This window comes from Streptomyces sp. NBC_01446, from assembly GCF_026340095.1.
Lineage (GTDB): Bacteria > Actinomycetota > Actinomycetes > Streptomycetales > Streptomycetaceae > Streptomyces > Streptomyces aureus.
In genome coordinates this window covers 174,732-196,620 of record NZ_JAPEPO010000003.1, presented here as the reverse complement: position 1 = coordinate 196,620, position 21,889 = coordinate 174,732, and the positions used below count along the sequence as shown (strand labels likewise).

Sequence of the window (21,889 nt, the reverse complement as noted above, 5' to 3'; positions counted from 1 at the left end):
AGCGGCTCAAGGCTGCGCACGGTGTAGACACGAAGCTGTTATTGGGACATGAACTTTCGTTCCTTTTCTTCTGGGCGTGGACGGATGGCGGTCAGTCTTGCGAGGGGAGGAACGCGAGTTCGGTGTCCCAGTCGATACGTCCGGACTCGGTACCCCGTGGCACCAGCGCCTCCGTGTTCTGCAGGAAGGGCTTGATGTCCTGCACGGGAACCTCGAGCAAGGCGGTGCCTGCGGAAGATCCGAGGGTGATGTACATCGCCTCGTCACCAGGACCAACGGCCAGACCCGGACATCTCCATCGCCCGCGGAATCCGTCAGGCCATCTCTCAGAAGGTCGCGACCCAGGACCCATTCGACCGGCTCATCACCGTGGACGAAGAAGACGGCACGGACGACATAGGGATCGGTGGGTTCGTAGCACAGGCGCATGCACATGGGCAGGGAGTAGTCGCGTGAGACGACAAGCTGCGCGGCCACACCCTGCAGGACGGTCTTCAAGGACTTCATCGACATTCACTCCAAGGCGCCACTGCCTCAGCCGCCCGCCACCCGGCTGGCGACGAAGAGGGCGGAGGGAGGGGCGTTACAGCAGGGCCCGGGCGGCCGGACCGCGCAATTCGTGCGCGCATCGCGACAGCTGGGCGACGTGAGTCCGCGACACCTGATGGGTGTCCGCAGGCAGCGGCTAGGGCGGGGCCCTCAGTCGGGCGGCCCGGGCGGCGGTCAGGGACCGCTGATCCCTGACCAGCGAGCGCCTCCCTGCCGCCGACGGACTTCAAGGCGGGCGAAACGGCCTGGGCCCATGGCCACAAGCGGATCCTGCCTCACCAGCCACCGTGGTTCCGGTTGTGGTGTTCCCCGTTCCAGCCGATGTGCTCTGAGCGGTTCCAGTCGTGCTGGTACGACCGGCCGGACTTCCAGCCATGTCCCTCGCCCTCCCAGCGGTAGAAGTGACCATCGCGGTAGAAGAGGTCATCGCAGTCGTGCCGGGTCGAATCGGTGCCGTGGTGGTCCTGGTGCCAGCCGCGGATTCCGTCGCAGGAGTAGCCCTGTTCGAGCAGGTAGCCGACTCCGTGGTCCCAGTGGTAGTCGGCGGCCTTGGCGCCGACAGCCGGGCGGTGGACGTGTGTGGACGCAGGAGTCGCGGCCGAAGCGGTGCCCCCGGCACCGAGAACGGCGACACCCGCGACCGCCACGGAGGAAGCAGTGACAGCGATGCGCTTCGTGAGCTTCTTCATGATCTTTCCTTCCCGGTTGGCGTGAGGTGCGCCGACCGGTTGTACGGGCAGGCGATGTGTAGCGCCTGGCGTGGTCCGAGTCAGATTTTCCATACGCTGTATGGAATCTCCCTTTCATTAATACCATACGTTGTATGGAAAGGTCGAAGTGGCATGGGTCACGGGCGCGAAGTCGATTTTCCAGGCACTCGACCTGGCCGTGCCCGCAGGCGCACTATCGGCCTGGTCGGCAGGTCCGCCGGCGGCAAGGCGACACTCACCCGGCTCCTGCTGCGGATGCCGGACATCGTCGACGGACGCATCATGATCGGTGGTAAGGACATCAGCCGGCTGCGCCAGACCGACCTGCGCTCACTGATCGCCTACGTCCCGCAGGAACCCGCCATGTTCCACCGCAGCCTGCGGGACAACATCACCTTCGCCCGGCCCGGCGCCACCGACGAGGATCGGCCGCGGCGTGGCCGAGCACGTCACGGAGTTCGCCGACCAACTCCCCGACGGCTTCGGCACTCTGGTGGGGGAGCGGGGACTGAAACTCTCGGGCGGCCAGCGCCAGCGCCAGCGCCAGCGCCAGCGCGTCGCCCTCGCCAGGGCCATCCTGCGCGACGTCCCAATCCTGCTGCTCGACGAGGCGACCAGCGCGCTGGACTCGGAGAGCGAGCTCCTCGTCCAGGACGCCCTGTGGTGGTTGATGGACGGACGTGTTCCTCGGCGGGACGGGCCTCACTCTCGACAGACCGAACTGACCCTAAAACGCCGAAGTCAGTAATTCGGCCACACCAAGAAGTGCGCTGCCAGGGCCGACGCCGATCACCATCGTGGACATGGCTGTCCATCGCTGCATGGCCCCGCCCTACCAGACGGTTGGCCCCTCCAGCCCGGACGATCATGAGAAGTCGTCGCGGGCATGGCAGCGCATCATGTCGCGAGGTCCTTGAAGGGCAGGTCTTGTTCGGCCCAGACGATCTTGCCATCCGTTGCGGAGCGCGAGCCCCACCTGCGGGAGAGTCGAGCGACGAGGGAGAGGCCGCGGCCGTTCTCGTCGAGGACGAGGGGTTGCCGTGGACGCGGGTGACTGGTGCTGTTGTCGGAGACTTCGCAGGTCAGAACCTGGTGCTGGATCAGCCGTAGGCGGATCGGCCCGCCGCCATAGCGGATGGCGTTGGTGACCAGTTCGCTGACGATCAGCTCCACGGTGGTCGTGAGATGCTCCATCCCCCATGCGCTGACCTGGCGGCTGGCCAGGTGCCCGGGCGGTGCGAACGGCGGTCGGCTCGTTCGGCAGGTCCCAGGACGCGGCCTGGGTCGGTGGCAGAGCGCGGGTGCGTGCAAGGAGCAAGGTGACGTCGTCAGAGTGTTTCTGGGTGGGCAGGGCGTCGATCACTGCGGAGCACATGTCATCCAGGGATCGTTCGGATGGTGAAAGGGCGGCGCCCAGGCGGTGCATGCCGACGTCGAGGTCTTCGTCGCGGGTTTCGATGATGCCGTCGGTGTAGAACGCGAGCACACTTCCCTCGGGGAGTTGGAGTTCCACGGACTCGAAGGCGAGCAGGCCGAGGCCGAGGCCGAGAGGTGTTCCGGCGGGCATGTCGGGGAAGGTGACACGGCCCTGCGGGTCGATGATCGCGGGCGGGGGATGTCCGGCCCGCGCCATCGTGCACCGCAGGGTGACGGAGTCGTAGACGGCGTACAGGCAGGTGGCGCCCACCACGGCGGGGACGTGGCCGGGGCCGTCGGCGTCTTCCTCGCCCAGTCGCCGGACGGTGTCATCGAGGTGCGTCAGCAGTTCATGGGGAGGCAGGTCCATGTCCGCGAGCGTGCGGACGGCGGTGCGCAGCCGGCCCATGGTGGCCGCGGCGTTGATGCCGTGTCCGACCACGTCTCCGACGACGAGGGCCACCCGGGCGCCGGACAGCTCGATCACGTCGAACCAGTCACCCCCCACTCCGTGGTCCATGTCAGCCGGCACATAGCGCGACGCCACCTCGATGGCGTCGCCGCCTCGCACTCGGTGCGGAAGCAGGTCACGTTGCAGCGTGAGGGCGGCGGTGCGTTCGCGCGTGTACTGGAGCGCGTTCTCCAGGCAGAGTGCGGCTCGGGTGACGAGCTCCTCGGCGAGGAGCAGGTCGTCCTCCTGGAACGGCGTCGGTTCTTCGGAGCGGGCGAACAGCGCCAGTCCCAGCACGCTGCGCCGCGCACGGATGGGTACGACCATCAAGGAGTGGATGCCGTGGTCGCGCACCTTCTGCGCCCGGACCGGGTCAGGGTCGACCCAGGGGCCGGCATGGGTGTCCAGCACCGGTTCCAGGTGCGACCTGCCCGTGCGCAGGGCGGCGGCGAAGGATGAGGCCGGTTGGGGGTGGATGACCTCTTCGCGTATGAACGGCAGCCTCGGCACATTCGGGTCGATGGTGGCCACTCCGGCACGGCGCAACACAGGGGGGCGGCCGCTCGCCGTGCCGCTCCCTGCCGAGAGCTCGAAACCGAGCGGAACCGACTCCACCAGGTCGACAAGGACGTGGTCGGCCAGGAGGGGCACGGCCAGGTCGGCCAGCTCCTGCCCGGTCCGCATGACGTCGAGGGTGCTGCCGATGTGTGTACTGGCCTCGCTGAGAATGGCGAGGCGCTCGCGCGCCCGCCGGTTGCCGGTGACATCCACGGTCATGGAGCACACCCCCAGAGGGGTGTCGTCTGCATCCTGGACGCAGAAGAACGAGACCGAGAACGCGTGCTCACGGCGCCGGACCGCCGGCGGCCATGCCCGGTATTCGTGGACCATGGTGGTGCCGCTGTCCAGCACCTGTCGCATCACCACCTCGAGCGCTTCCGCCTCAAAGGCGGACAGCCAGTCCTTCAGGCCGTGTCCGAAGCGTCGGTCACGACGAATGCCGTCTTGCTGTTCCATGGCGTCATTCACCCAGGTGCAGCGCAGCTGAGGATCGTAAACGGCGATGCCGATCGGGGCGTGGGATAGGAGCGAGTCCCGCACCGGCTCGGTGCTCGCCCCGGAGGACAGCGCGCCGACGTCGGTCACGGATACCAGCCACCGGATGTCGGTGTTCTGTCCCCGCAGCAAGGAGACCCGCAAGGTCATTCTGAGCGTGTGGCCGTGGCGGTGGCGGACCGGCACGGTGCCGGACCAGCCACCTTGGGCACGGCACTGCTCGGCGAAGGCCGAAGCACCAAGGGCGTCCACAGGGGACGCCAGCACGCGTGTGGCGGACCGCCCCACCATGTCCCTGGCCGCGTACCCGACGAGCTGCTGAGCGGCCTCGGTCCACCCCACCACCGTTCCTGTTGCATCGATCACCGCTATCGCCGCGTCGGGTTTTTCACTGGGGCTCACCGGCTCGGCGGGTGATGTGTAGTCGGTGTGGGTCATGTGGTTCATCCCATCGGTGCGGAGGTGAGCGCGCGACGGCATGCGGCGGGCGGACCCGACCGACGATGCACGGTGACGTCCACGGAGTGGGCCGTAGCGCCGCATGGGTCCGAATTGAGTCAACTTCGCCCATATCTGATGAAATGGTCAGATACGATCGCTTTGCTGTCAAGGTCGCCAGAAATGATCCTTCCATCAGTTGTGGCGCCGTCGCAGCCTGCTCGGTCCGTCGAACCCGCTGTGCGCGGGGACCTTCGGTGGACGTCCGGGGTCGGTGGTGACATGATGAAAACATCAGTAATGCCGCTTCTCTCACGGTGCATGCCGATGTCAGTCACAGGCAGGAATCGCTTCGAACGCCGTAGGTCCCAGACCCGGCAGGCGCTCGTCCATGCCGCGCGGGAGATCCTGGCCGAGTCCGGCGACACCAGCACCAGCATCCGGGCTATCGCGGAGCGTGCGGACGTGGGCTTCGGCTCCTTCTACAACCACTTCACGTGCAAGCCGGACCTGTTCGATGCGGCCGTGGCCGATGCGCTGGAGGAGTACGCCGAAGCCATCGACGACCGCTTGCACGGCGTCGAGGATCCCGTCGAGCGCCTCGCCGACGGCATGCGGCTCAGCGCGCGCCTGGCCGGATCACACCCGGACATCATGCGGATCCTGTGCCACAGCGGACTCGGTCGCCTGTGCACCGGCCACGGACTGGCTCGGCGCGCGAAGCGCGATATGGAGCAGGGCATGGCCTCGGGCCGCTTCGCCGCGGTGGACCCGGTCATCGCCCTGACCGCGCTGAACGGCAGCCTGCTGGCGCTCCTGCAGCTGTGGTTCATCCTGCCGCAGGCCGACAGTGACCAAGCCGCGAGCAAGATGGTCGAGATGCTCCTGCACCTGCTGGGTCTCTCCGCTGATGAGGCCCGCGACCTCGTCCGGCGGCCCCTTCCCTCGGCAGCCTCGTAGCGGGGTGAGCCGGTGCCGATGCGGGGTGGCAGTGCGCCGAGGGGGACCTGTCAGCCCAGGGCGCGGTCGAGATTGAAGGCCGCGCTGATGAGAGCGAGGTGGGTGAACGCCTGCGGAAAGTTGCCCAGTTGCTCCCCGGTATGGCTGATCTCCTCCGCGTACAGACCAACATGGTTGGCGTAGGTGAGCATCTTCTCGAAGGCCAGGCGCGCTTCGTCCAGGCGCCCGGCTCGGGTGAGAGCCTCCACGTACCAGAAGGAGCAGATGGAAAAGGTGCCTTCGTCACCTTCGAGCCCGTCTGGGCTGGCCTCAGGGTCGTAGCGCCAGACCAGGGAGTCGGAGACCAGTTCGTTGCCGAGGGCGTCGAGGGTGGACAGCCACACGGGGTCGTTGGGTGCGATGAACTTCGTCAGCGGCATCATCAGCACCGCCGCGTCCAGAACGTCGCCGCCCTCGTGCTGGACGAACGCCTGCTTGGTGGGCGACCAGCCCTTGTCCATGATCCGCCAGTAGATCGCGTCCCGGACCGGGCCCCAGCGGCCGAGCTCGGCGGGAAGGCTCCGGTGCTGGGCGATGCGGATCGCACGATCGATGGCCACCCGGCACATCAGCCGGGAGTAGAGGAACTTCTTACGCCCGCCGCGGGTCTCCCACACGCCCTCGTCCGGCTGGTCCCAGTGCGCGCAGACCCAGTCCACCAGCGCGCACACCGCACGCCAGCGACCGCTGGAAAGAGGTTGGCACCACTTGTCGTACAGGTACACGGAGTCGATCAGGGCGCCGTAGATGTCGAGCTGCAGTTGGGTGGCGGCACCGTTGCCGATCCGCACGGGCGCCGAGCCCCGGTAGCCCTCGAGATGGGGTAGCTCGGTCTCGGGCAGTTCGGAGCGTCCGTCGATGCCGTACATGATCTGGAGCGGCCCGGACGGTCCGTCGTCACGCCGCTCGATGTGCTGGGTGAGGAACCCCATGAAGGCTTCGGCCTCCTCGGCGAAGCCGAGCCTGAGCAGCGCGTAGACGGCGAACGCGGAGTCGCGTACCCACGCGTAGCGGTAGTCCCAGTTGCGGCTGCCGCCGATCTGCTCGGGCAGGCTGGTGGTAGGGGCTGCCACGATCGCGCCGGTGGGCAGGTTGGTGAGCAGCTTGAGGGTGAGGGCGGAGCGGTGCACCATCTCCCGCCACCGGCCGCGGTACCGGGACTGGTGCAGCCAGCTCCGCCAGAACGCGACCGTGGCCGTGAACTCCCGCTCGGCCTCAGCGAGCGGGCAGGCGTCCGGCGCAGTGTCTTGGCCGGCCCGGTTCAGGATGAAGACCGCGGTCTCACCCTGGGAGAGGGCGAACCGCGTCCGGACGTCCTTCCCGTCGGACTCCAGCGGCACCGTGGCGGTCAGCGCGAGCGACAGCGCCTCGGACGCGAACAGGGCCGAGCATTCCAGTGTCCGCAGGGTGTGCGGTTGGGCGCCGTAGCCGAACCGGGGTGCCACCCGGGCCCGGAACGGAATGGTGCCGCGGACGCACACCACCCGCCGGATCAGCCTGTGGCGGTCGGACTGCATGGAGTCCGCCACGGGCATGAAGTCCTGGACCTCCCCGAGCCCGTCCGCGGTGAAGAACCGGGTGATCAGCACATTGGTGTCCGGGAAGTAGAACTGCTTCGTATCGGCCGGCACGGCGGCCGACAGCTCGAACGCGCCGCCCCGGGCCGCGTCGAGGATGGCGGCGAAGACGCTCGGGGAGTCGAAGGAGGGACAGCAGTACCAGTCGATGGTTCCGTCGGTGCCCACCAGGGCCGCCGTGCGCAGGTCCCCGATCAGGCCGTGCTCGGCGATCGGCAGGTAGGGGACTGACGTGGACCGTGTCGGTGCTCCGGACATCGCAGCAGCCTCCTTTTGCTCCTGCCTCCACTGTGGTCCTTCCCGATCGCATGGGCATCAGGGCGGCCGAGCGAAGGCATCGAGCGCCCGATCAAGCGGTGGTCGGCCCGACAGCACCAGCTCTCGGCTCAGCCCTGAATGCGCCCGCCGTCCGGTCCCCTGACCCGCACTGACGGTGACTGTCGGCGAGCGTGCCGCCCCGCCAGTGGGACGGCCGTGCGAGGCGGCTCGGGGCCCGGCCCGGTGGGAGCGAGTCGGCCCGGGTGCCCGTCGAGGTCAGACCTCTTGCGTGAGCTGGGCTGAGGTGCTGGATGCCCTGGCCGGGCTCGGACCTTCCCCCGGGAAGGTGGGCACGCGGTTATTGATCACGCGGCGAGCGTGAGGTTAGAGGTGTGGTGTCGGTGTTCGTATTCGTGGGGGCTGAGGTGGCCGTTGGCGGAGTGCCGGCGGCGGGTGTGGTAGCGGGTCAGTCAGGCGAAGGCGGCCCTGCGGCAGGTGTCGAAGTCGCCGTAGTCGTGGGCGCCCTGGAGGGTCTCGCGTTTCAGGCAGGCGCGGAAGCTTTCGCAGGCCGCGTTGTCGGCGCTGGTGCCGGCCGCGCCCATCGACCGTGTGACCCCGAGATGGTCGCACAGGCCGGCGAAGGCCCGGGATCCGTATGGCGCTGCGTGGTCGCAGTGGAACACGGCGCCGTCCAGGCGGCCGCGGGTCGAGGCTGCCATCCGCAGTGCGCCGGTGACCAGGCTGGTGCGCATGTGGTCGGTGATGGACCAGCCGACGACCTTGCGGCTGAAGCCCGTCATCGACATCACCACTCTCAAGACGGTCGGGGCACCCCTGCCCGTCGGCAACGCCCCACATGACGTCACCTTGGCCCCGGGCGGGCTTCGGGTGTACGTCGCCAACCCCCGCCTCGAACATCGTGTCGTTGGTGGACCTCTGAGTAATGACCCGTGAGGAGGATCAGCGTATGGGCGAGTTCGTCATCGTCACCGGCGACGAGGTGATGGCCGCGCCTGCCGAGGACCCCGACGCGACATACACGCTCGCCCCGCTTACGCCCCTCCCCGTATCCGGATCAAGCCCGCATGTGCAGGTTCGCGGCCTGCCCGCATGCGTGCCGGACGACATCGAGAAGAAGCTCAAAGCGCATTCACCTATGTCGCCGCAACGTTCACAGTCCCTGGGGGCGGAACCATCTCCTTCGAACCCAAGGACGCTGACAAGTCCCGGAAGACCGACGGCGGCGGGTTCCGGGGAACCGCTCGTTATCGTGCCACGGCTGGCGGACGGGAGAGGGCCGGGCCACAGACCGGTTGTTCATGCACGATGCAGGGTTCTACACGCCGTCGCGCCGGGAATGACTCACAGCCTGCCACGCCGCAACGCGGCCGTGGGGTGCGGACGTCGTCACTGCTCGCCCGAGTCTGCCTTCGCCTTGGCCTTTTCGTCGGCTTCAATCTCGTGCCTGCGCCCTCGTCCTTCGCGTGTTCGGTGACCGCGGCCTGGACATCGCGGGCAGGTCACGACCGCCCCCCTTGTTAACCAACGCTGCCGTTGATCTCGCCGTCGTCGTAGTAGTCGAGGGTGTCCTGATCCTTCTTGGGCATGTCGTCGATGGCGTGCTTCAAGACCCAGGCTGTGAGGAGGGTGTCGTAGTCCTCCTGGCGGAGGCTCTTGCATGCCTCGGGCCGGTTGGTCTTGGTCGCTGACGAGCTGAGCGCCTTCTGAAAGTCGGCTTGCTGCTCGGCTTCGGACTTGCCACAGCCTGTGAGGCCGACGGTGAGTGCGAGTAGGCCGGCGATGACGGCTCCGCGGATGCGCATGGTCCCCCCAAGGACGGTCGGGTGCTGAGGGGGCATCATGCGTCGCGTGGAGGCAGCGTGGTGGCAGTGTGGCTGTCTTGTGACCGCAAGCCATGCGCCCGCCCCGGCGATAGGGCGCCCCATGGCGGACGGCGACTCGCTCTACGCGGCCATGGGCGCGCGCTGCGGCATGGGCACCCACGGCTCGCCGAAGATCTGGATCAGGCTGGTGAGGCAGGGCTGGCGAGTCTCGGTGAACACCATCGCGAAGATCATGTCCGGGTTCGGCCTGGTCGCGCGGAAGGTACGCAGAAGGCGGGGGCTGACCCGGCCAGGCAAATGGCCGGCCGCTCCGGACTTCGTGCGGCGGGACTTCACCGCCGAGGCGCCCGACCTGGTCTGGTGCGGGGACATGACAGAGATCGATACCGGTGAGGGCAAGCTGTACTTGGCCACGGTCATCGACCTGTTCTCCCGCCGCCTGCTCGGCTATGCGATGGGCACCCGCCACGATGCCGAACTGGTCGTCGCCGCTCTGCACATGGCCGCGACAACCCGCGGCGGCGACGTGCGCGGCGTCATTTTCCACACCGACCGCGGCAGCGAATACGCCTGGCGGAAGTTGCGCCGGGCGTGGTTCCTGCTTCGACAACGCCGTCAGCGAGGCGTTCAACAGCGTCCTGAAGGTCGAGTACGTCCACCGGCACACCTTTGTCACCCGTGCAGCGGCCCGGATACGGATCGCGACCTGGATCACCGACTTCTACAGCGCTCGACGGATACACAGCGTGTGTGGCTTCAAGAGCCCGATCGGATACGAGCACGACTACTGGGCCGACCTCAGCAAGAAGTTGGCTGCATAGGAAGGTCCCCACGATTCGAGGGCATTGGCAGATGGCCAGCATGTCCATGGGGACTTTACGTGCGGCGGCTGCTGGCGAGATTGGCGCACAGCGACGGGCCGATAGAGCAGGCGATTCCCGCTTCTGCCAAAATAGGCCGTACCGATTGGCCTTTGCACCACCATCCTGCGATACAGATCTACCGAGGTTGTCGTGAGCAAGCCCGTGGCCCGCGCGCCTCAGCGCCGCAACGCACGGTCCAACCGGGCGCGCATCCTGGACACGGCCCGCCAGGAGCTCGGCCGGAACCCGAACATCACGATGGAGGAGCTCGCGCGAGCCGCCGGTGTCGTGCGGCGCACGCTCTTTGGGCATTTTCCCGGGCGGGAAGCCCTGCTGGTCGCGCTCGCCGACGAGGCGTCCGCAGCGCTGCAGGAGGCGGCGGAGGACGCGGTGGGGCTGGATGAGCCGGCTGAGCGGGCTCTGGCGCGGCTGTTCCTTGCGATGTGGCCTGTGGGAGACAGGTACCGGATGCTCTTGGCGCTGGCTCGCAGGCACTTGGGAGCCGAACGCGTAACGGGGATCCTGGCTCCGATCCGAGACGCGGCGACGGACATTTTGGAGAGGGGACAGCGGGACGGAGTTTTCCATTCCCGCCTGCCGCCCGTGGCGCTCAGCGCCGGACTGGAAGCGCTGACGGTCGCCTTGCTGGAGAGCGTTAATGACGGGGTACTGGATGATGATGTCGTCCCTCTCGTCATCGCCACCCTGATCGCTGCCGGGGTGCCGGAGAAACGTGCGAGTGACGTGGTCATGGACGTCTCTTCCGTGATCAATGCCAAGCCCGGCTTCGGTGATGGCACCTGATCCCGGTCGCTGCGACTCCATCGATCCGAGCCGCGCCGTGGCCACGAGGTGGGGGTCTGCTCCTGCTCGCAGGCTCCCGCCTCGGGTAGCTGCTGTCATGGCACACCGGGTCGAGAGACATCACAGCTGTGGGTGACTCTGCCTCGACCCACTCGGTGAGCGGTAGCTTCAGGGGGAATCCTGGATGACTTGCTCGGACCAGATTGTCTTTCCGTTCTGGCCATGGCGGCAGCCCCATCGTCCGCCGAGTTGAGCGACGAGGAACAGGCCGGGTCCTCCCTCGTCGGTTGTGCGGGCACGCCGCAGGCGGGGTTGGGTGCTGCTGGAGTCGGTGACCTCGCATACGAGGGCGTCATGGCGAATCAGACGGAGGTCCATCGGAGGACGGCCATAGCGGATGGCGGTGGTCACCAGTTCGCTGACGATGAGTTGGGTGGTGAAGAGGAGGTCGTCCAGGCCCCACATGGTGAGTTGGCGGGTTATCCACTCTCGAGCCTTGGAGGCGGCGGCCGGATCGGCCAGGATCTCCCAGTGAGCGGTGTCCGCCGCTGGGATGGCGCGGGTGCGGGCCAGGAGCAGAGTCGCGTCGTCGCGCGGCGCTTGGTCTGTCAGGTCGGCGAGGAGAGCCCGGCCGGTTTCGTCCAGCGCGCGATCCGGACGGCATGACACGGCGAGGGCATCTGTCAGGCGCCGCAGGCCTTGGTCGATGTCGCGGTCGCGGTGTTCGACCAGCCCGTCGGTGTAGAGGGCGAGCACGCTGCCCGGCTCGAGGTGGATCACGGTGGTCTCGTACGGCATGCCGCAGACGGCGAGCGGTGGCCCCGGGGAGATCGCGACTGCTTCGGCGGTCCCGTCGGGCCGGACCAGGACGGGTGGCGGGTGCCCGGCACTGGCTATGGCACATCGTTGGGTGACCGGGTCGTAGACCGCGTACAGGCATGTGCCGCCGATGATGTCGTGGTCGCCGGCTGGGGCTTCGGCCGCGAGGCGCTGGACCAGGTCCGCGAGCCGGGTGAGCAGCTCGTCCGGTTCGAGTTCCAGGTCCGCGAGCGTCTGGATGGCGGCGCGCAGGCGGCCCATGGTGGCGCTTGCGGGCATGCCGTGGCCGACGACGTCTCCGGCGACAAGTGCCAGCCGGAGAGAGGGCAGAGCGATGGCGTCGTACCAGTCGCCGCTGATTTCGGCTCCGCCGCCTGCGGGCAGGTAGACGCCGGCGGTCTCGGCTGCAGGACTGTCGGTCGTGGCCGGGGGAAGGAGGCGCTGCTGCAGCACTACGGCCGCCCGGTGCTCGCGCGTGTAACGGCGGGCGTTGTCGATGGCGAGCGCACCCCGTGAGGCGATCTGTCTCATGAGGTCCGCCTCGTCCTCGGTGAAGGGGTCGGATCGGCCGCATCGCCAGGCCGATATGGCGCCGAGCGTGAGCCCGCGGGCATGCAACGGTGCCACCATCACCGAATGGGCGTCCTTCGGGACGAGATACTCGACCAGCTGCGGGTCGCTGACCAAGGCGATGTAGTCGTCGCGGCCGAAGACGACTGTGTCGCCGTGTCGGAAGCTGCGCAGGAGGGGGTGGTCGGGAAGGGGCGGGACGGGGTCGCCGCGTTTGATGTCGGCCGGCCACACTGCGGTGGTCGGCGCAAGGGCCGCGTTGCCCATGTCTCCACCGCCCAGCTGCTTCGAGGGTTCTTCCCCGTTGAAAACGGGGTGCGCAAGGTCGACTGCGGCGAGATCCGCGAACGCAGGTGCGAGAACGTCCGCAAGGTCCTGCGCAGTGCGCACGACATCCAGGGATCCTCCTACTCGCTCGGCCACCTCGCGGGCGAGATCCAAATGACGGCGGGCACGCATCTGGTCGGCGTTGTCGATGTAGAGGGCTGCGACCCCCGTTGGGCGTCCTCGCGCGTCCTCCAGACGGAAGGCGGACAGCGACAGCGCGTGCTGCCGCGCCGGATCGTGCCGCCAGCTCACTTGCTGGTTCTTGCGGATCACTGGGGCACCTGTCTCGAGTACCTGGCGCAGTACTGCCTCGAGGTTCTCGGCGTCCTTGGCGCACAGTACGTCGCTCAGCCGAGCGCCGGGCTGTACTGGACGGCCGTCGAGAGTGCCCGGCGTGGCGTTCGTTTGCACGGTGGTGAGATCCGTGTCGTGCACAGCGATCGTGATCCGGTTCTGTGCGGACAGTGCACGCAGGAGCGCTGCGCCCTGCTCGTGGTGGGTGACGCGGTGTGTAGGAGCGGCCAGGACGAGGACCTCCGCCGAGCCCACTTTTGTGGTCCGGAAGGTGACATCGACGGTGTCGCCGCACTGGTGCCACAGCCGTACCCGGCCGGACGTCGGCATCTCCGTGGTGTCGCGCAGGTCGTCCGGGAGGTCGGCCACCAGTTCCTGCGCGGGGCGGCCACAGACCTCTTCGGCGCGGAACCCCGTCAGGTCCTCTGCTGCCTTGGTCCACCGCAGCACCGCGCCTCGATTGTCGAGGACGGCGGCTGCCGGACCGTCGCAGGCGTACTACCTGCCGCTGGGACCGGAACCGGAGACGCCTGCCGAGTATGCGTTCTTGACACTCTCTGTATTCATCTCTGGCCTTCTTTCCGAGAGCCTGGGGCTCGAGAGATCGGCCCGCTGTGGCGGCGCCGTCGGCCGCCTGGTCGGCAGCGCGTCACACCACAACGGCTTTGGAGCGCAGGTCTTGTTCGGCCCAGACGACCTTGCCGTCCGTGGCGGAGCGGGAGCCCCACCTGCGGGACAGCTGCGCGACGAGGAAAAGACCGCGGCCGTTCTCGTCGATGCTGTGGGGATGACGGGGGCGTGGGTGGCTGGTGTTGCTGTCGGAGACTTCGCAAGTCAGGACTTGGTGCTGGATGAGCTGTAGGAAGATCGGCCCGCCGCCGTAGCGGATGGCGTTGGTGACCAGTTCACTGACGATCAGTTCCACGGTGCTTACCAGATACTCAAGCCCCCATTCGCTGAGCTGATGAACAGCTGCCTGCCGGGCGATGCGGACGGCGGCCGGCTCGTTCGGCAGTTCCCAGGAAGCGACCTGGGCCGGTTCGAGTCCGTGAGTCCGCGCAAGGAGCAAGGTGACATCGTCGGCCGGGGCCTGGGACGGCAAGGCCTCGATCACCTGAGAGCACAGGTCTTCCAGGGACGGACCGGTCCTGGCCAGGGCGACGCCCAGACGATCCAGGCCCACGTCGATGTCGTCGTCGCGGGACTCGACCAGACCGTCGGTGTAGAGCGCGAGCAGAGTTCCCTCGGGCAGTTCTAGTTCCACGGACTCGAAGGGGACTAGGCCGAGGCCGAGGCCGAGCGGGGCCCCGGCGGGCATGTCGGGGAAAATGACATGACCCTGCGGGTCGATGATCGCGGGCGGGGGATGTCCGGCCCGCGCCATCGTGCACTGCCGGGTGACCGGGTCGTAGACGGCATACACACAGGTGGCGCCCACCACCGCGGGGTCCTGGTCGGGAGCGTCGGCGTCTTCCTCGTTCAGGCGCCGGACCGTGTCATCTAGGTGCGTCAGCAGTTCGTGGGGAGGCAATTCCATGTCCGCGAGCGTGCGGACGGCGGTGCGCAGCCTGCCCATGGTCGCCGCAGCGTTGATGCCGTGTCCGACCACATCGCCGACGACGAGGGCCACCCGGGCGCCGGACAGTTTGATGACGTCGAACCAGTCGCCCCCCACGCCGTGGTCCATGTCAGCCGGCACGTAGCGCGTGGCCACCTCGACGGCGGCGCCGCCTCGCACATGGTGGGGGAGCAGGTCGCGTTGGAGCGTGAGGGCCGTGGTGCGTTCGTGAGCGTACCGGAGAGCGTTGTCCAGGCAGAGCGCGGCGCGGGTGACGAGCTCCTCGGCGAGGAGCAGATCATCCTCCTGGAACGGCGTCTGCTCCTCGGAGCGGAAGAACAGCGCCAGTCCCAGCACGCAGCGCCGCGCACGGATGGGGACGACCATCAAAGAGTGGACCCCGGTGTCACGGACCTTCTGCGCCCGCACCGGGTCGTGGTCGACCCATGGGCCAGCGGTGTCCAGCACCGCTTCCAGGTGAGCGCCGCCCGTGCGCAGGGCGTTGGCGAAGGACGAGGCGGGGTGGACGTGGACCACCTCTTCGCGCACCCACGGCAACTCCGGGACATCTGGGTCGATGGTGGCCAGGCCGGCACGGCGCAGCAGAGGGAGGCGGCCGCTCGTCGTGCCGATCCGCCCCGAGGGCTCCACCCCGAACGGAACCGACTCCACCAGGTCGACGAGGGCGTGGTCGGCCAGCAGGGGCACGGCGAGGGCGGCCAGTTCCTGCCCGGTCTGCACGACGTCGAGGGTGCTGCCGATGCGCGTGCTGGCTTCGCTGAGGATGGCAAGGCGCTCACGCGCCCGCCGATTGCCGGTGACATCCACGCTCAGGGAGCACACCGCCAGTGTCTCGCCGTCGGCGTCCTGGAGGCAGAAGAACGAGGCCGAGAACACGTGCGCCCGGCCACTGCCCGCCGGTGGCCACGCCCGGTACTCGTGGACCTTGGTGGTGCCGCTCTCCAGCACCTGCTGCATCACTGCCTCGAGTGCTTCGGCCTCGAAGCCGGGGAACAGATCTTTCAGGTGGCGTCCGAACCATCGGTCACGAGGAACGCCAACGTGGTGCTCCATGACGTCGTTCACCAAGGTGCAGTGCAGTTGCAGGTCATGAACGAGGATGCCGATTGGTGCGCGGGCGAGGAGCGACTCCCGCACCGGTCCGTTGGTCGCCTCCGAGGACAGGGTGCCGATGTCGGTCACGGATACCAGCCACTGGGTGCTGGCGTCCTGTCCCCAAAGCAACGAGAGCCGCAGAGTCATTTTGAGCGTGTGGCCGACGCGGTGGCGGACCGCCACGGTGCCGGACCAGCCACCCTGGGCACGACACTGCTCGGCGTGCGACGCAGCCCTCAGGGCCTCCTCGGGAGGCGGCAGCACGTGTGCGGCGAACCGGCCTACCACCTCCCGGGCCGTGTACCCGACCAGCTGCCGGGCGGCATGCGTCCACCCGACCACCGTCCCCTCCGCATCGAGCATGGCTATTGCCGCATCGGGTATTCCTCGGGGGCTCACCGGCTCGGCGAGTGGCGTGTGGTCGGTGTTCGTCATCCGGCTCTTTCCATCGGTGCGGAGGTGTGAGACAGCGTCGACATGTAACTTTCGTCGGCTTTGTCCACTTCTGATTGAAGTGTCAGATGCGATCGCTTCATCGTCAAGTAAAAAATGATGGATTCATCAGAATTGTTGCTCTCATTGATGGGCGTGCCGATGCCCGCCACGCAGGAACCGATTCGAACCCCGTCGTGCCCCAGACCCGCCAGGCACTCGTCCGCGCCGGGCGGCAGGTCCTGGCCGAGTCTGGCGGCAGCAAGGCCAGCGTCCATGCCGTCGCGGAGCGTGCGGACGGGGGCCTCCGCTCCGTCTACAACCACTTCACGGGCAAGTCGGGCCTATTCGACGCGGCCGTGGACGATGCACTGAAGGAGTAGGCCCAAGCCGTCGACGAACGCCTGCACGGCGTGGACGATCCGCCGAGCATCTGGCTGAGGGCGTTGGCGTGCGGCTCAGCGCGTGCAGGCTCGGCGGGTGAAGCGCGACGTGGAGGACGGCATGGCCGCAGGCCGGTTCGCCGTGGTCGACCCGGTGATCGCCCTGACCGTGCTGAACGGCAGCCTGCTGGTGCTCCTGGAGCTGTGGTGCAACCAGCCCGAGGCCGACAGCGACCAGGCCGCAGGCACGATGGCCGAGATGGTCCTGCACATGCTCGGTCTCTCCCCGGATGAGGCCCGTGACCTCGCCGGGCGGCCCCTCCCGCTGCAGCGTGAAGAGGATCCTGTCGCGCACGGGCCCACTGGCGCCGACTGCGCACCGATTCCCACGGCCTGCGTAATGTCCGGGGTGGCTGGTCTCTTTTGCCGCTGTCGCCGCCCACAGCCTCAGAGTTGGATGGGCAGGTGGCGGGGTCCGCGGAGCATGGCGTTCTGCCGGTAGGGCGGCGGGTCCTGGACCAGGCGTGCCGTGCCGAGGTGGGGGAGCAGTGCGCCCAGTGCGGCTTGGGCTTCGATGCGGGCGAGGGGTGCGCCGTAGCAGACGTGGATGCCGCTGCCGAAGCCGAGGTGCTCGTTGTCGGGGCGGGTGGGGTCGAACCGCTCGGGGTCGTGGAACCGCCTGGGGTCGCGGTTGCCCGAGGCCAGCACCAGAACGACGGGGGTACCTTGGGCGATCGGGGTACCGGCGACGTCGATGTCGGCGAGCGGGATGCGCTCACGGATGTGGACCGGAGGTTCGTAGCGCAGCAGTTCCTCCACCGCTCGCGGCAGCAGGTCGGGGTCACGGCGCAGTTGGTCCAGGTGCTCGGGTTGGCGCAGCAGGGTGAGCACCCCGTTGGTGATCAGGTTGACCGTGGTCTCGTGTCCCGCGATGAGGAGCAGCACGGCGGTTTCCGCGAGTTCCTCCTGGGTGAGCCGCAGGGCCGGGTCCGGTTCGTTGATGAAGGCGGAGAGCATGTCGTCGCTCGGCTTGCCACGGCGCTGTTCGGCGAGATTGACCAGGTACCCGCCCATCTCGATGCGCGCCTGGTCGCCCGCCTTGTCGGTCTCGGTGGTGTCCTGTTCGGGCCTGACGTCGGCGGCTGCGACCAGGGCGTCGGACCAGGCCCGGAACAGCGGCTCGTCCTCGTGCGGTACGCCGAGCAGGCGGCAGATCACCGTGACGGGCAGCGGGTAGGCGAAATCGTCGACGACGTCGATCTGTCGGCCCGCCTCGAAGGACTCCATCAGTTCCTTGGTGATCCGGTCGATCTCGCCGCGCATGGCATCGACCCGGCCCGGGTTGTGCGGCGGGCCGAAGGGCCGCATGGCGAGGGTGCGCAGCCTGTGGTGCTCCGGGTCGTCGAGCCGCAGGAACGGCGGCTTGTGTGTCACTTCGCCACGGCTGCGGGGGTCGGCACTCATCCGCGGGTCGTGGAGCAGAGAGGCGATCTCGTGGTAGGTGCCGACCAGGTAGCTGCCGTCTGCCTGCTGCACCACGGGACCGGCCTCGCGGAGTTCCGCGTAGAGCGGGTAGGGGTTGGGGCGACTGGCGTAGTCGGTGATCCGTGCCAGCAAGGTCTCGGAGGGCATCGTGGCTCCTCGTGGTTGGGCGGGACGGGGGTCAGCGGGTGGGCTGCACCACCGTCAGCCGGCGGTCGGGCAGGTATCCGGTGAGCGCCACGGTGGGGCCGTGCGACAGCCCACTCGGATCCGGCACGTCCGACGGAACCGCGATGTCGGCCGCGATCGCACGGTCCTGGGCGCCGGGTGGGGGCGGGAACGGCGCGGCCGTCTCGATCAGGTGCCGGTAGTAGTCGAGCGACTTGGCCATGTCGACGGTGACGGCGGCGGTGACCCGCCCCTGGTAGCCGTAGACCATTGCCAGGCGACGCGCCTCCAGAGAGCCCTGGGCGATGACCACGTGGTCGGAGTAGGTGGGCACGCCCACCGATTTGATGTTGAGTCCGAACTGGGTCGACCAGAACGTCGGGATGGCCAGGTGCGGGCGCCGCAACGGCCCCGGATTGACCATGTTGTGGGCCGCCACCTCGGCCTGCTCGACCGCGTTGCCCCAGTGCTCCAGGGAGAGCATCTGGTAGCCGAACAGCGGGTGCGGGAACCGGGAGACGTCACCGGCCGCGAAGACGTCGTCGGTGACGATCCCGTACATGTTGAAGGCCCGGCAGCCGGCGTCGCAGGCGATCCCGCGCGGGCCCGCCGCGAGCCCGGAGTCCGCCAGCCACTCGACGTTGCGGATCGCGCCCAGGGCCACGACGCACACGTCTGCGTCGACGCGGCTGCCGTCGGACAGGTCGGCGCCGGTGAAGCTGCCGTTCCCGTGCAGGGCGGTGACTGTCACCCCGGTGCGCAGGTCGACGCCGTGGTTGCGTTGCATGGCGGCGGCGAGTTTCCCGAGGGTGCCACCCAGCGCGCCCACCAGGGGCGCGGGGCCGCGTTCGGCGACCGTGACCTCCAGCCCCCGTTCCCGGCAGGCGGAGGCGATCTCCGAGCCGGTGAAGCCGCCGCCGATCACCAGCACGCGCTCCGGCCCGGCGGCCAGCCGCTCGGCCAGTCCCCCGGCGTCCTCGCGGGTGCGCAGGGTGAATACCCCGTCTAGGGCGCCCTCGTCCTGGTTGGGCCAGGGCCGCGCGCGGGTTCCGGTGGTGATCAGCAGCCGGTCGTATGGCAGCGACTCGCCGTCATCCAGCAGCACCTGTTTCGCGAGTGGGTCCACGCCGGTGGCGCGTACGCCCAGCCTCCACTCGGCGTCCGGGTCCCGGCGCATCGGCAGCCCGGTGGTGTCCGCCGTCGCCTGCCCGAGCAGCACCTGCTTGGACAGGGGTGGCCGGTCATAGGGCGGGTGGGGCTCGTCCCCGACCACGGTCAGCGAGCCGGTGAAACCCTCCTCGCGCAGTGCCTCCGCGGCCCTGAGCCCGGCCAGCGAGGCTCCGACGATGACGATGCGGCCGTCCTCGAGGTCACCGGGCACCGCTGCTCACCTCTTCCCCGAGGAGAATCGCCTGCACCGGGCACGCCGCCGCGGCCTGGCGCACGCGCTCGACCTGGTCGTCGGGGACGGCCGTGGCGTACAGCAGCCCCTCCTCGCCATGCAGCTCGAATACGTCCGGCGCGAGAAAGACGCACTGTGCGTAGCCCTGGCAGCGCGTGAGGTCCACCACGGTCTGCATCCCCACCACTCCCTCGGTTGTCGCACCCCTCCTTCCAGCATGGGGCCAGACCCGGGGGCCCGCATGCCACGGCTCCGGAGACGGAAATCCCGGGCAGCTCGCCCCTCGAGGGAGAGGGCTCAGCCCTGGGACGTGGTCGAGTCCGACGTCGCGCCGATAGGCGGCCGACGCGGTCCGGGCGAGGACATCGAGCCGTTCATGCCGCTGCTTCAGCCGTGCGGGCCATTTCCGCCGCCTGGACAGTTCCATACGTTGTATGGTAATCCTTGTAGAGCACTTCCATACGCCGTATGGAAAAGCATTGACCACCCCCAGGCGCCGCACTTCGCCTGCATTGATGGTGCAGATCGCACCAGTCGGGAAGGGAAGACCATGAACAAGCTCACGAGGCGCATTGCTGTCACCGCTACCTCCGTGGCGGTCGCGGGTGTCGCCGTTCTCGGTGCCGGGGGCACCGCTTCGGCCGCGACTTCTGCATCCGCGCATGTCCAGCGCCCGGCCGTCAGCGTCAACGCCGACGACTACCGCTGGGACCACGGTGTCGGCTACCTGATCGACCTGGGCTACTCCTGGGACGAGATCCATGGCTGGCACCGCGACGGCCGGGATGAGATCAACGGTCGCGGCACCGCTTCGGCCGCGACTTCTGCATCCGCGCGTGTCCAGCGCCCGGCCGTCAGCGTCAACGCCGACGACTACCGCTGGGACCACGGTGTCGGCTACCTGATCTTCGTACAGGGCTATTCCTGGGACGAGATCCGTGGCTGGCACCTCGATGGCCGGGATGAGATCAGCGGTCGCTGACCGCCGCCAGGCAGGAGCGAAAGTCGATGGAGAGTTTGAAGCCCGTCATGCAGGGGGTGGCCGTGCAGCTCGTCATCTCGCGCACCTACTCGCTATCCATGCGTATGAGCCTGCGGTACGAGACCACTGATCCCTACGTCGTCCGTGCCGCCTTTTTCACCGACACCGACGAGCCGGTCGAATGGGTCCTGGGGCGCGATCTTCTGGCTGATGGCCTGAGGGGTTCCGCCGGCTGTGGGGACGTCCGGGTCTGGTCGGCCGTCGGCCGTGGTGACCAAGCGATGTACATCGTTCTCGGGTCACCCGCGGGCACCGCTTTGCTCGAGGTTCCCGTGGAGGATGTCAAGTCCTTCTTGGAGAACACGGAGGCGGTGGTGCCACGGGGTACCGAGTCCGGACACATCGACTGGGACCTCGAGCTGGCGAACCTGTTTGCAAAAGGCTGAGAGAAGCCCCCGACCCCCGTGCCGCTGGGCACCTTTGCCTCGGCGGCAGAAGAGAAGGAAAGAGTGTTCATGTCTCAGTACCAGCTTCGTGTCTACACATTGCGCAGCCCTGAGGTGCTCGTCGCCTACGAGAACATCTGGTCCAAGCACATTCCCGGTATGGCCAAGCACAGGATCACCACACACGGCGTCTGGACGGTGCCTGCGGCCCCCGGGAGTGAGGAGCGCCAGCTGTACGCCCTCGTTTCCTATCGGGACGCCGACGACATTCAGGAGCGGTTGCAGGCGTACCTGTCGAGCCCCGAATTCCGCGCGGACATGGAGGGCTTCGACATGGGCCAGATCGTTGACGTCGCCGAGTCCGTGCTGACGCCCACCGCCGACTCGCCCTTGCGGTGACAGGTACCGAGCCGCTCGAAGTCTGCGGCGACCTGCTCGTTCGTGCCAGAACGCTGCGCAACTCCGCCAAGGCGCTCGCCGGACGGCAGCGGGCATGGACGAGACCGGGGGCACGGTTGCAGTTGCCGAAGACCGGGCTGAGTGCCCGTCAGTACGGGGCAGCCGACGCCCGGTGACATGGAGGCCAGTCGACCGGGGGGTGAACGCGTACCGGCACCGTGCGCCAGGCTTCGGCTGTTGCCGCGTCCGCAGCTCGGCCGTCGAGTCATGTGCAGGGTCGCAGTCCGGAGTGCGACCGAGCCGCACCGTAGCGTCCCGGGTCCTGGACACTGCCGGACGCCGTGGTCCTGGGACCTTCTAGACCGGGGGTCATGCGCACCACTCAGGTGAGCGAACCAGGGGCAAGGGTGAGCGTGAGGTGGCGTAGGGCAGGCTTCGCCCGCAGGGCGCGCAGGTGGATCCGTCGACGGAGTGCACCACCAGGTCGGCCACAGATCGGGCGCCCGGCCCAGCCGCAGCACACCGCGCATCTGCTGCGGCCGCGTG

At 68.2% G+C, this 21,889-nt stretch carries 20 protein-coding genes and 5 pseudogenes; 11 read left to right on the top strand and 14 right to left on the bottom strand.

The annotated features are described in order from the left end of the window. Positions 1-91: 91 nt before the first annotated feature. From OG456_RS45035 to OG456_RS45025, 3 genes and pseudogenes are all read right to left on the bottom strand, one after another. The gene (locus tag OG456_RS45035) at positions 92-256 is read right to left on the bottom strand and encodes an SsgA family sporulation/cell division regulator (RefSeq protein ID WP_266570933.1); all 165 of its coding nucleotides are present in this window, start codon (positions 254-256) and stop codon (positions 92-94) included. A gap of 74 nt (positions 257-330) precedes the next feature. Further along, positions 331-429: pseudogene (locus OG456_RS45030) on the bottom strand (SsgA family sporulation/cell division regulator); the annotation flags it as partial. 395 nt (positions 430-824) lie between these two features. Further along, positions 825-1,238 carry a hypothetical protein gene (locus tag OG456_RS45025; protein ID WP_266570932.1) on the bottom strand — a complete coding sequence of 138 codons (414 nt, stop codon included), beginning with the start codon at positions 1,236-1,238 and terminating at the stop codon, positions 825-827. 163 nt (positions 1,239-1,401) lie between these two features. Here OG456_RS45025 and OG456_RS45020 point away from each other — a divergent pair. Continuing rightward, positions 1,402-1,941, top strand: a pseudogene (locus OG456_RS45020) (ATP-binding cassette domain-containing protein); the annotation flags it as partial. 215 nt (positions 1,942-2,156) lie between these two features. Here the strand turns inward: OG456_RS45020 and OG456_RS50680 are convergent. Both OG456_RS50680 and OG456_RS45015 read right to left on the bottom strand, forming a co-directional pair. After that, positions 2,157-2,453 carry an ATP-binding protein gene (locus tag OG456_RS50680; protein WP_323136488.1) on the bottom strand — a complete coding sequence of 99 codons (297 nt, stop codon included), beginning with the start codon at positions 2,451-2,453 and terminating at the stop codon, positions 2,157-2,159. A gap of 166 nt (positions 2,454-2,619) precedes the next feature. Then, positions 2,620-4,620: pseudogene (locus tag OG456_RS45015) on the bottom strand (SpoIIE family protein phosphatase); the annotation flags it as partial. A 327-nt stretch (positions 4,621-4,947) separates the two neighbouring features. On the opposite strand from OG456_RS45015, the gene OG456_RS45010 reads away from it, so the two are divergent. Then, positions 4,948-5,580 carry a TetR/AcrR family transcriptional regulator gene (locus tag OG456_RS45010; protein WP_266570931.1) on the top strand — a complete coding sequence of 211 codons (633 nt, stop codon included), beginning with the start codon at positions 4,948-4,950 and terminating at the stop codon, positions 5,578-5,580. 50 nt (positions 5,581-5,630) lie between these two features. Here OG456_RS45010 and OG456_RS45005 read toward each other — a convergent pair whose 3' ends face one another. Both OG456_RS45005 and OG456_RS45000 read right to left on the bottom strand, forming a co-directional pair. Next, on the bottom strand, positions 5,631-7,454 hold the full coding sequence (locus OG456_RS45005) for a glycoside hydrolase family 15 protein (protein ID WP_266570930.1): 1,824 nt from the start codon (positions 7,452-7,454) through the stop codon (positions 5,631-5,633). A gap of 470 nt (positions 7,455-7,924) precedes the next feature. After that, entirely contained in the window at positions 7,925-8,320 is a 396-nt protein-coding gene (locus tag OG456_RS45000; protein ID WP_266571756.1) for a DDE-type integrase/transposase/recombinase, read from the bottom strand. A 77-nt stretch (positions 8,321-8,397) separates the two neighbouring features. Here OG456_RS45000 and OG456_RS50985 point away from each other — a divergent pair, with 77 nt between their 5' ends. Then, the gene (locus OG456_RS50985) at positions 8,398-8,949 is read left to right on the top strand and encodes a hypothetical protein (protein ID WP_354006149.1); all 552 of its coding nucleotides are present in this window, start codon (positions 8,398-8,400) and stop codon (positions 8,947-8,949) included. A 43-nt stretch (positions 8,950-8,992) separates the two neighbouring features. Here the strand turns inward: OG456_RS50985 and OG456_RS44995 are convergent, their stop codons facing one another. Continuing rightward, complete coding sequence (locus tag OG456_RS44995) at positions 8,993-9,277, bottom strand: hypothetical protein (RefSeq protein WP_266570929.1); 285 nt, start codon at positions 9,275-9,277, stop codon at positions 8,993-8,995. Between the two features lie 37 nt (positions 9,278-9,314). Between OG456_RS44995 and OG456_RS50980 the strand changes: the two are divergent. The 3 genes and pseudogenes from OG456_RS50980 to OG456_RS44980 all read left to right on the top strand — a co-directional run. Next, positions 9,315-9,824, top strand: a pseudogene (locus OG456_RS50980) (DDE-type integrase/transposase/recombinase); the annotation flags it as partial. After that, complete coding sequence (locus tag OG456_RS44985; RefSeq protein WP_354006148.1) at positions 9,748-10,119, top strand: integrase core domain-containing protein; 372 nt, start codon at positions 9,748-9,750, stop codon at positions 10,117-10,119. The pseudogene OG456_RS50980 and the gene OG456_RS44985, both read left to right, overlap by 77 nt. A gap of 192 nt (positions 10,120-10,311) precedes the next feature. After that, on the top strand, positions 10,312-10,965 hold the full coding sequence (locus tag OG456_RS44980) for a TetR/AcrR family transcriptional regulator (RefSeq protein ID WP_266570926.1): 654 nt from the start codon (positions 10,312-10,314) through the stop codon (positions 10,963-10,965). Positions 10,966-11,133: 168 nt separating this feature from the next. On the opposite strand, the gene OG456_RS50675 is transcribed toward OG456_RS44980, so the two are convergent. From OG456_RS50675 to OG456_RS44970, 3 genes and pseudogenes are all read right to left on the bottom strand, one after another. Next, the gene (locus OG456_RS50675; RefSeq protein WP_354006152.1) at positions 11,134-12,813 is read right to left on the bottom strand and encodes a SpoIIE family protein phosphatase; all 1,680 of its coding nucleotides are present in this window, start codon (positions 12,811-12,813) and stop codon (positions 11,134-11,136) included. A 24-nt stretch (positions 12,814-12,837) separates the two neighbouring features. Then, positions 12,838-13,440, bottom strand: a pseudogene (locus OG456_RS50975) (PAS domain-containing protein); the annotation flags it as partial. Positions 13,441-13,624: 184 nt separating this feature from the next. Further along, positions 13,625-16,084: a SpoIIE family protein phosphatase gene (locus tag OG456_RS44970; RefSeq protein WP_266570925.1), complete on the bottom strand. Its 2,460-nt coding sequence runs from the start codon at positions 16,082-16,084 to the stop codon at positions 13,625-13,627. Between the two features lie 194 nt (positions 16,085-16,278). Here OG456_RS44970 and OG456_RS50665 point away from each other — a divergent pair, with 194 nt between their 5' ends. Then, the gene (locus tag OG456_RS50665; protein WP_323136463.1) at positions 16,279-16,464 is read left to right on the top strand and encodes a TetR/AcrR family transcriptional regulator; all 186 of its coding nucleotides are present in this window, start codon (positions 16,279-16,281) and stop codon (positions 16,462-16,464) included. Positions 16,465-16,561: 97 nt separating this feature from the next. After that, complete coding sequence (locus OG456_RS50660; protein ID WP_323136462.1) at positions 16,562-16,966, top strand: hypothetical protein; 405 nt, start codon at positions 16,562-16,564, stop codon at positions 16,964-16,966. On the opposite strand, the gene OG456_RS44960 is transcribed toward OG456_RS50660, so the two are convergent. The 3 genes from OG456_RS44960 to OG456_RS44950 are packed head-to-tail and all read right to left on the bottom strand — an operon-like array spanning position 16,912 to position 19,694. Next, positions 16,912-18,096, bottom strand: coding sequence for a cytochrome P450 (locus tag OG456_RS44960; protein WP_266570924.1), 1,185 nt, complete (start codon positions 18,094-18,096; stop codon positions 16,912-16,914). The genes OG456_RS50660 and OG456_RS44960 overlap by 55 nt on opposite strands. Before the next feature lie 31 nt (positions 18,097-18,127). Then, positions 18,128-19,495: an NAD(P)/FAD-dependent oxidoreductase gene (locus OG456_RS44955; protein ID WP_266570923.1), complete on the bottom strand. Its 1,368-nt coding sequence runs from the start codon at positions 19,493-19,495 to the stop codon at positions 18,128-18,130. Then, positions 19,485-19,694, bottom strand: a complete 210-nt coding sequence (locus OG456_RS44950; RefSeq protein WP_100595393.1) for a ferredoxin — start codon at positions 19,692-19,694, stop codon at positions 19,485-19,487. The genes OG456_RS44955 and OG456_RS44950 overlap by 11 nt, the downstream gene beginning before the upstream one ends. 372 nt (positions 19,695-20,066) lie before the next feature. Here OG456_RS44950 and OG456_RS44945 point away from each other — a divergent pair, with 372 nt between their 5' ends. The 3 genes from OG456_RS44945 (at position 20,067) to OG456_RS44935 (ending at position 21,343) form a co-directional block, all read left to right on the top strand. Next, complete coding sequence (locus OG456_RS44945; protein WP_266570922.1) at positions 20,067-20,498, top strand: hypothetical protein; 432 nt, start codon at positions 20,067-20,069, stop codon at positions 20,496-20,498. A 26-nt stretch (positions 20,499-20,524) separates the two neighbouring features. Continuing rightward, a complete protein-coding gene (locus OG456_RS44940; RefSeq protein ID WP_266570921.1) occupies positions 20,525-20,944 on the top strand; it encodes an SsgA family sporulation/cell division regulator in 420 nt (139 codons plus the stop codon). A gap of 69 nt (positions 20,945-21,013) precedes the next feature. Then, complete coding sequence (locus tag OG456_RS44935) at positions 21,014-21,343, top strand: NIPSNAP family protein (RefSeq protein ID WP_266570920.1); 330 nt, start codon at positions 21,014-21,016, stop codon at positions 21,341-21,343. Positions 21,344-21,889 lie beyond the last annotated feature (546 nt).

What these genes read in the sequence shown, in the direction of transcription:
- OG456_RS50680 (WP_323136488.1), bottom strand. Translation starts at nt 2,453, where the DNA reads ATGGAGCATCTCACGACCACCGTGGAGCTGATCGTCAGCGAACTGGTC.
- OG456_RS44950 (WP_100595393.1), bottom strand. Translation starts at nt 19,694, where the DNA reads ATGCAGACCGTGGTGGACCTCACGCGCTGCCAGGGCTACGCACAGTGC.
- OG456_RS44960 (WP_266570924.1), bottom strand. Translation starts at nt 18,096, where the DNA reads ATGCCCTCCGAGACCTTGCTGGCACGGATCACCGACTACGCCAGTCGC.
- OG456_RS44940 (WP_266570921.1), top strand. Translation starts at nt 20,525, where the DNA reads ATGGAGAGTTTGAAGCCCGTCATGCAGGGGGTGGCCGTGCAGCTCGTC.
- OG456_RS45005 (WP_266570930.1), bottom strand. Translation starts at nt 7,454, where the DNA reads ATGTCCGGAGCACCGACACGGTCCACGTCAGTCCCCTACCTGCCGATC.
- OG456_RS44945 (WP_266570922.1), top strand. Translation starts at nt 20,067, where the DNA reads ATGAACAAGCTCACGAGGCGCATTGCTGTCACCGCTACCTCCGTGGCG.
- OG456_RS44985 (WP_354006148.1), top strand. Translation starts at nt 9,748, where the DNA reads ATGCGATGGGCACCCGCCACGATGCCGAACTGGTCGTCGCCGCTCTGC.
- OG456_RS44970 (WP_266570925.1), bottom strand. Translation starts at nt 16,084, where the DNA reads ATGACGAACACCGACCACACGCCACTCGCCGAGCCGGTGAGCCCCCGA.
- OG456_RS50675 (WP_354006152.1), bottom strand. Translation starts at nt 12,813, where the DNA reads ATGCGTGCCCGCCGTCATTTGGATCTCGCCCGCGAGGTGGCCGAGCGA.
- OG456_RS45025 (WP_266570932.1), bottom strand. Translation starts at nt 1,238, where the DNA reads ATGAAGAAGCTCACGAAGCGCATCGCTGTCACTGCTTCCTCCGTGGCG.
- OG456_RS45010 (WP_266570931.1), top strand. Translation starts at nt 4,948, where the DNA reads ATGTCAGTCACAGGCAGGAATCGCTTCGAACGCCGTAGGTCCCAGACC.
- OG456_RS45035 (WP_266570933.1), bottom strand. Translation starts at nt 256, where the DNA reads ATGTACATCACCCTCGGATCTTCCGCAGGCACCGCCTTGCTCGAGGTT.
- OG456_RS44995 (WP_266570929.1), bottom strand. Translation starts at nt 9,277, where the DNA reads ATGCGCATCCGCGGAGCCGTCATCGCCGGCCTACTCGCACTCACCGTC.
- OG456_RS50985 (WP_354006149.1), top strand. Translation starts at nt 8,398, where the DNA reads ATGACCCGTGAGGAGGATCAGCGTATGGGCGAGTTCGTCATCGTCACC.
- OG456_RS44935 (WP_266570920.1), top strand. Translation starts at nt 21,014, where the DNA reads ATGTCTCAGTACCAGCTTCGTGTCTACACATTGCGCAGCCCTGAGGTG.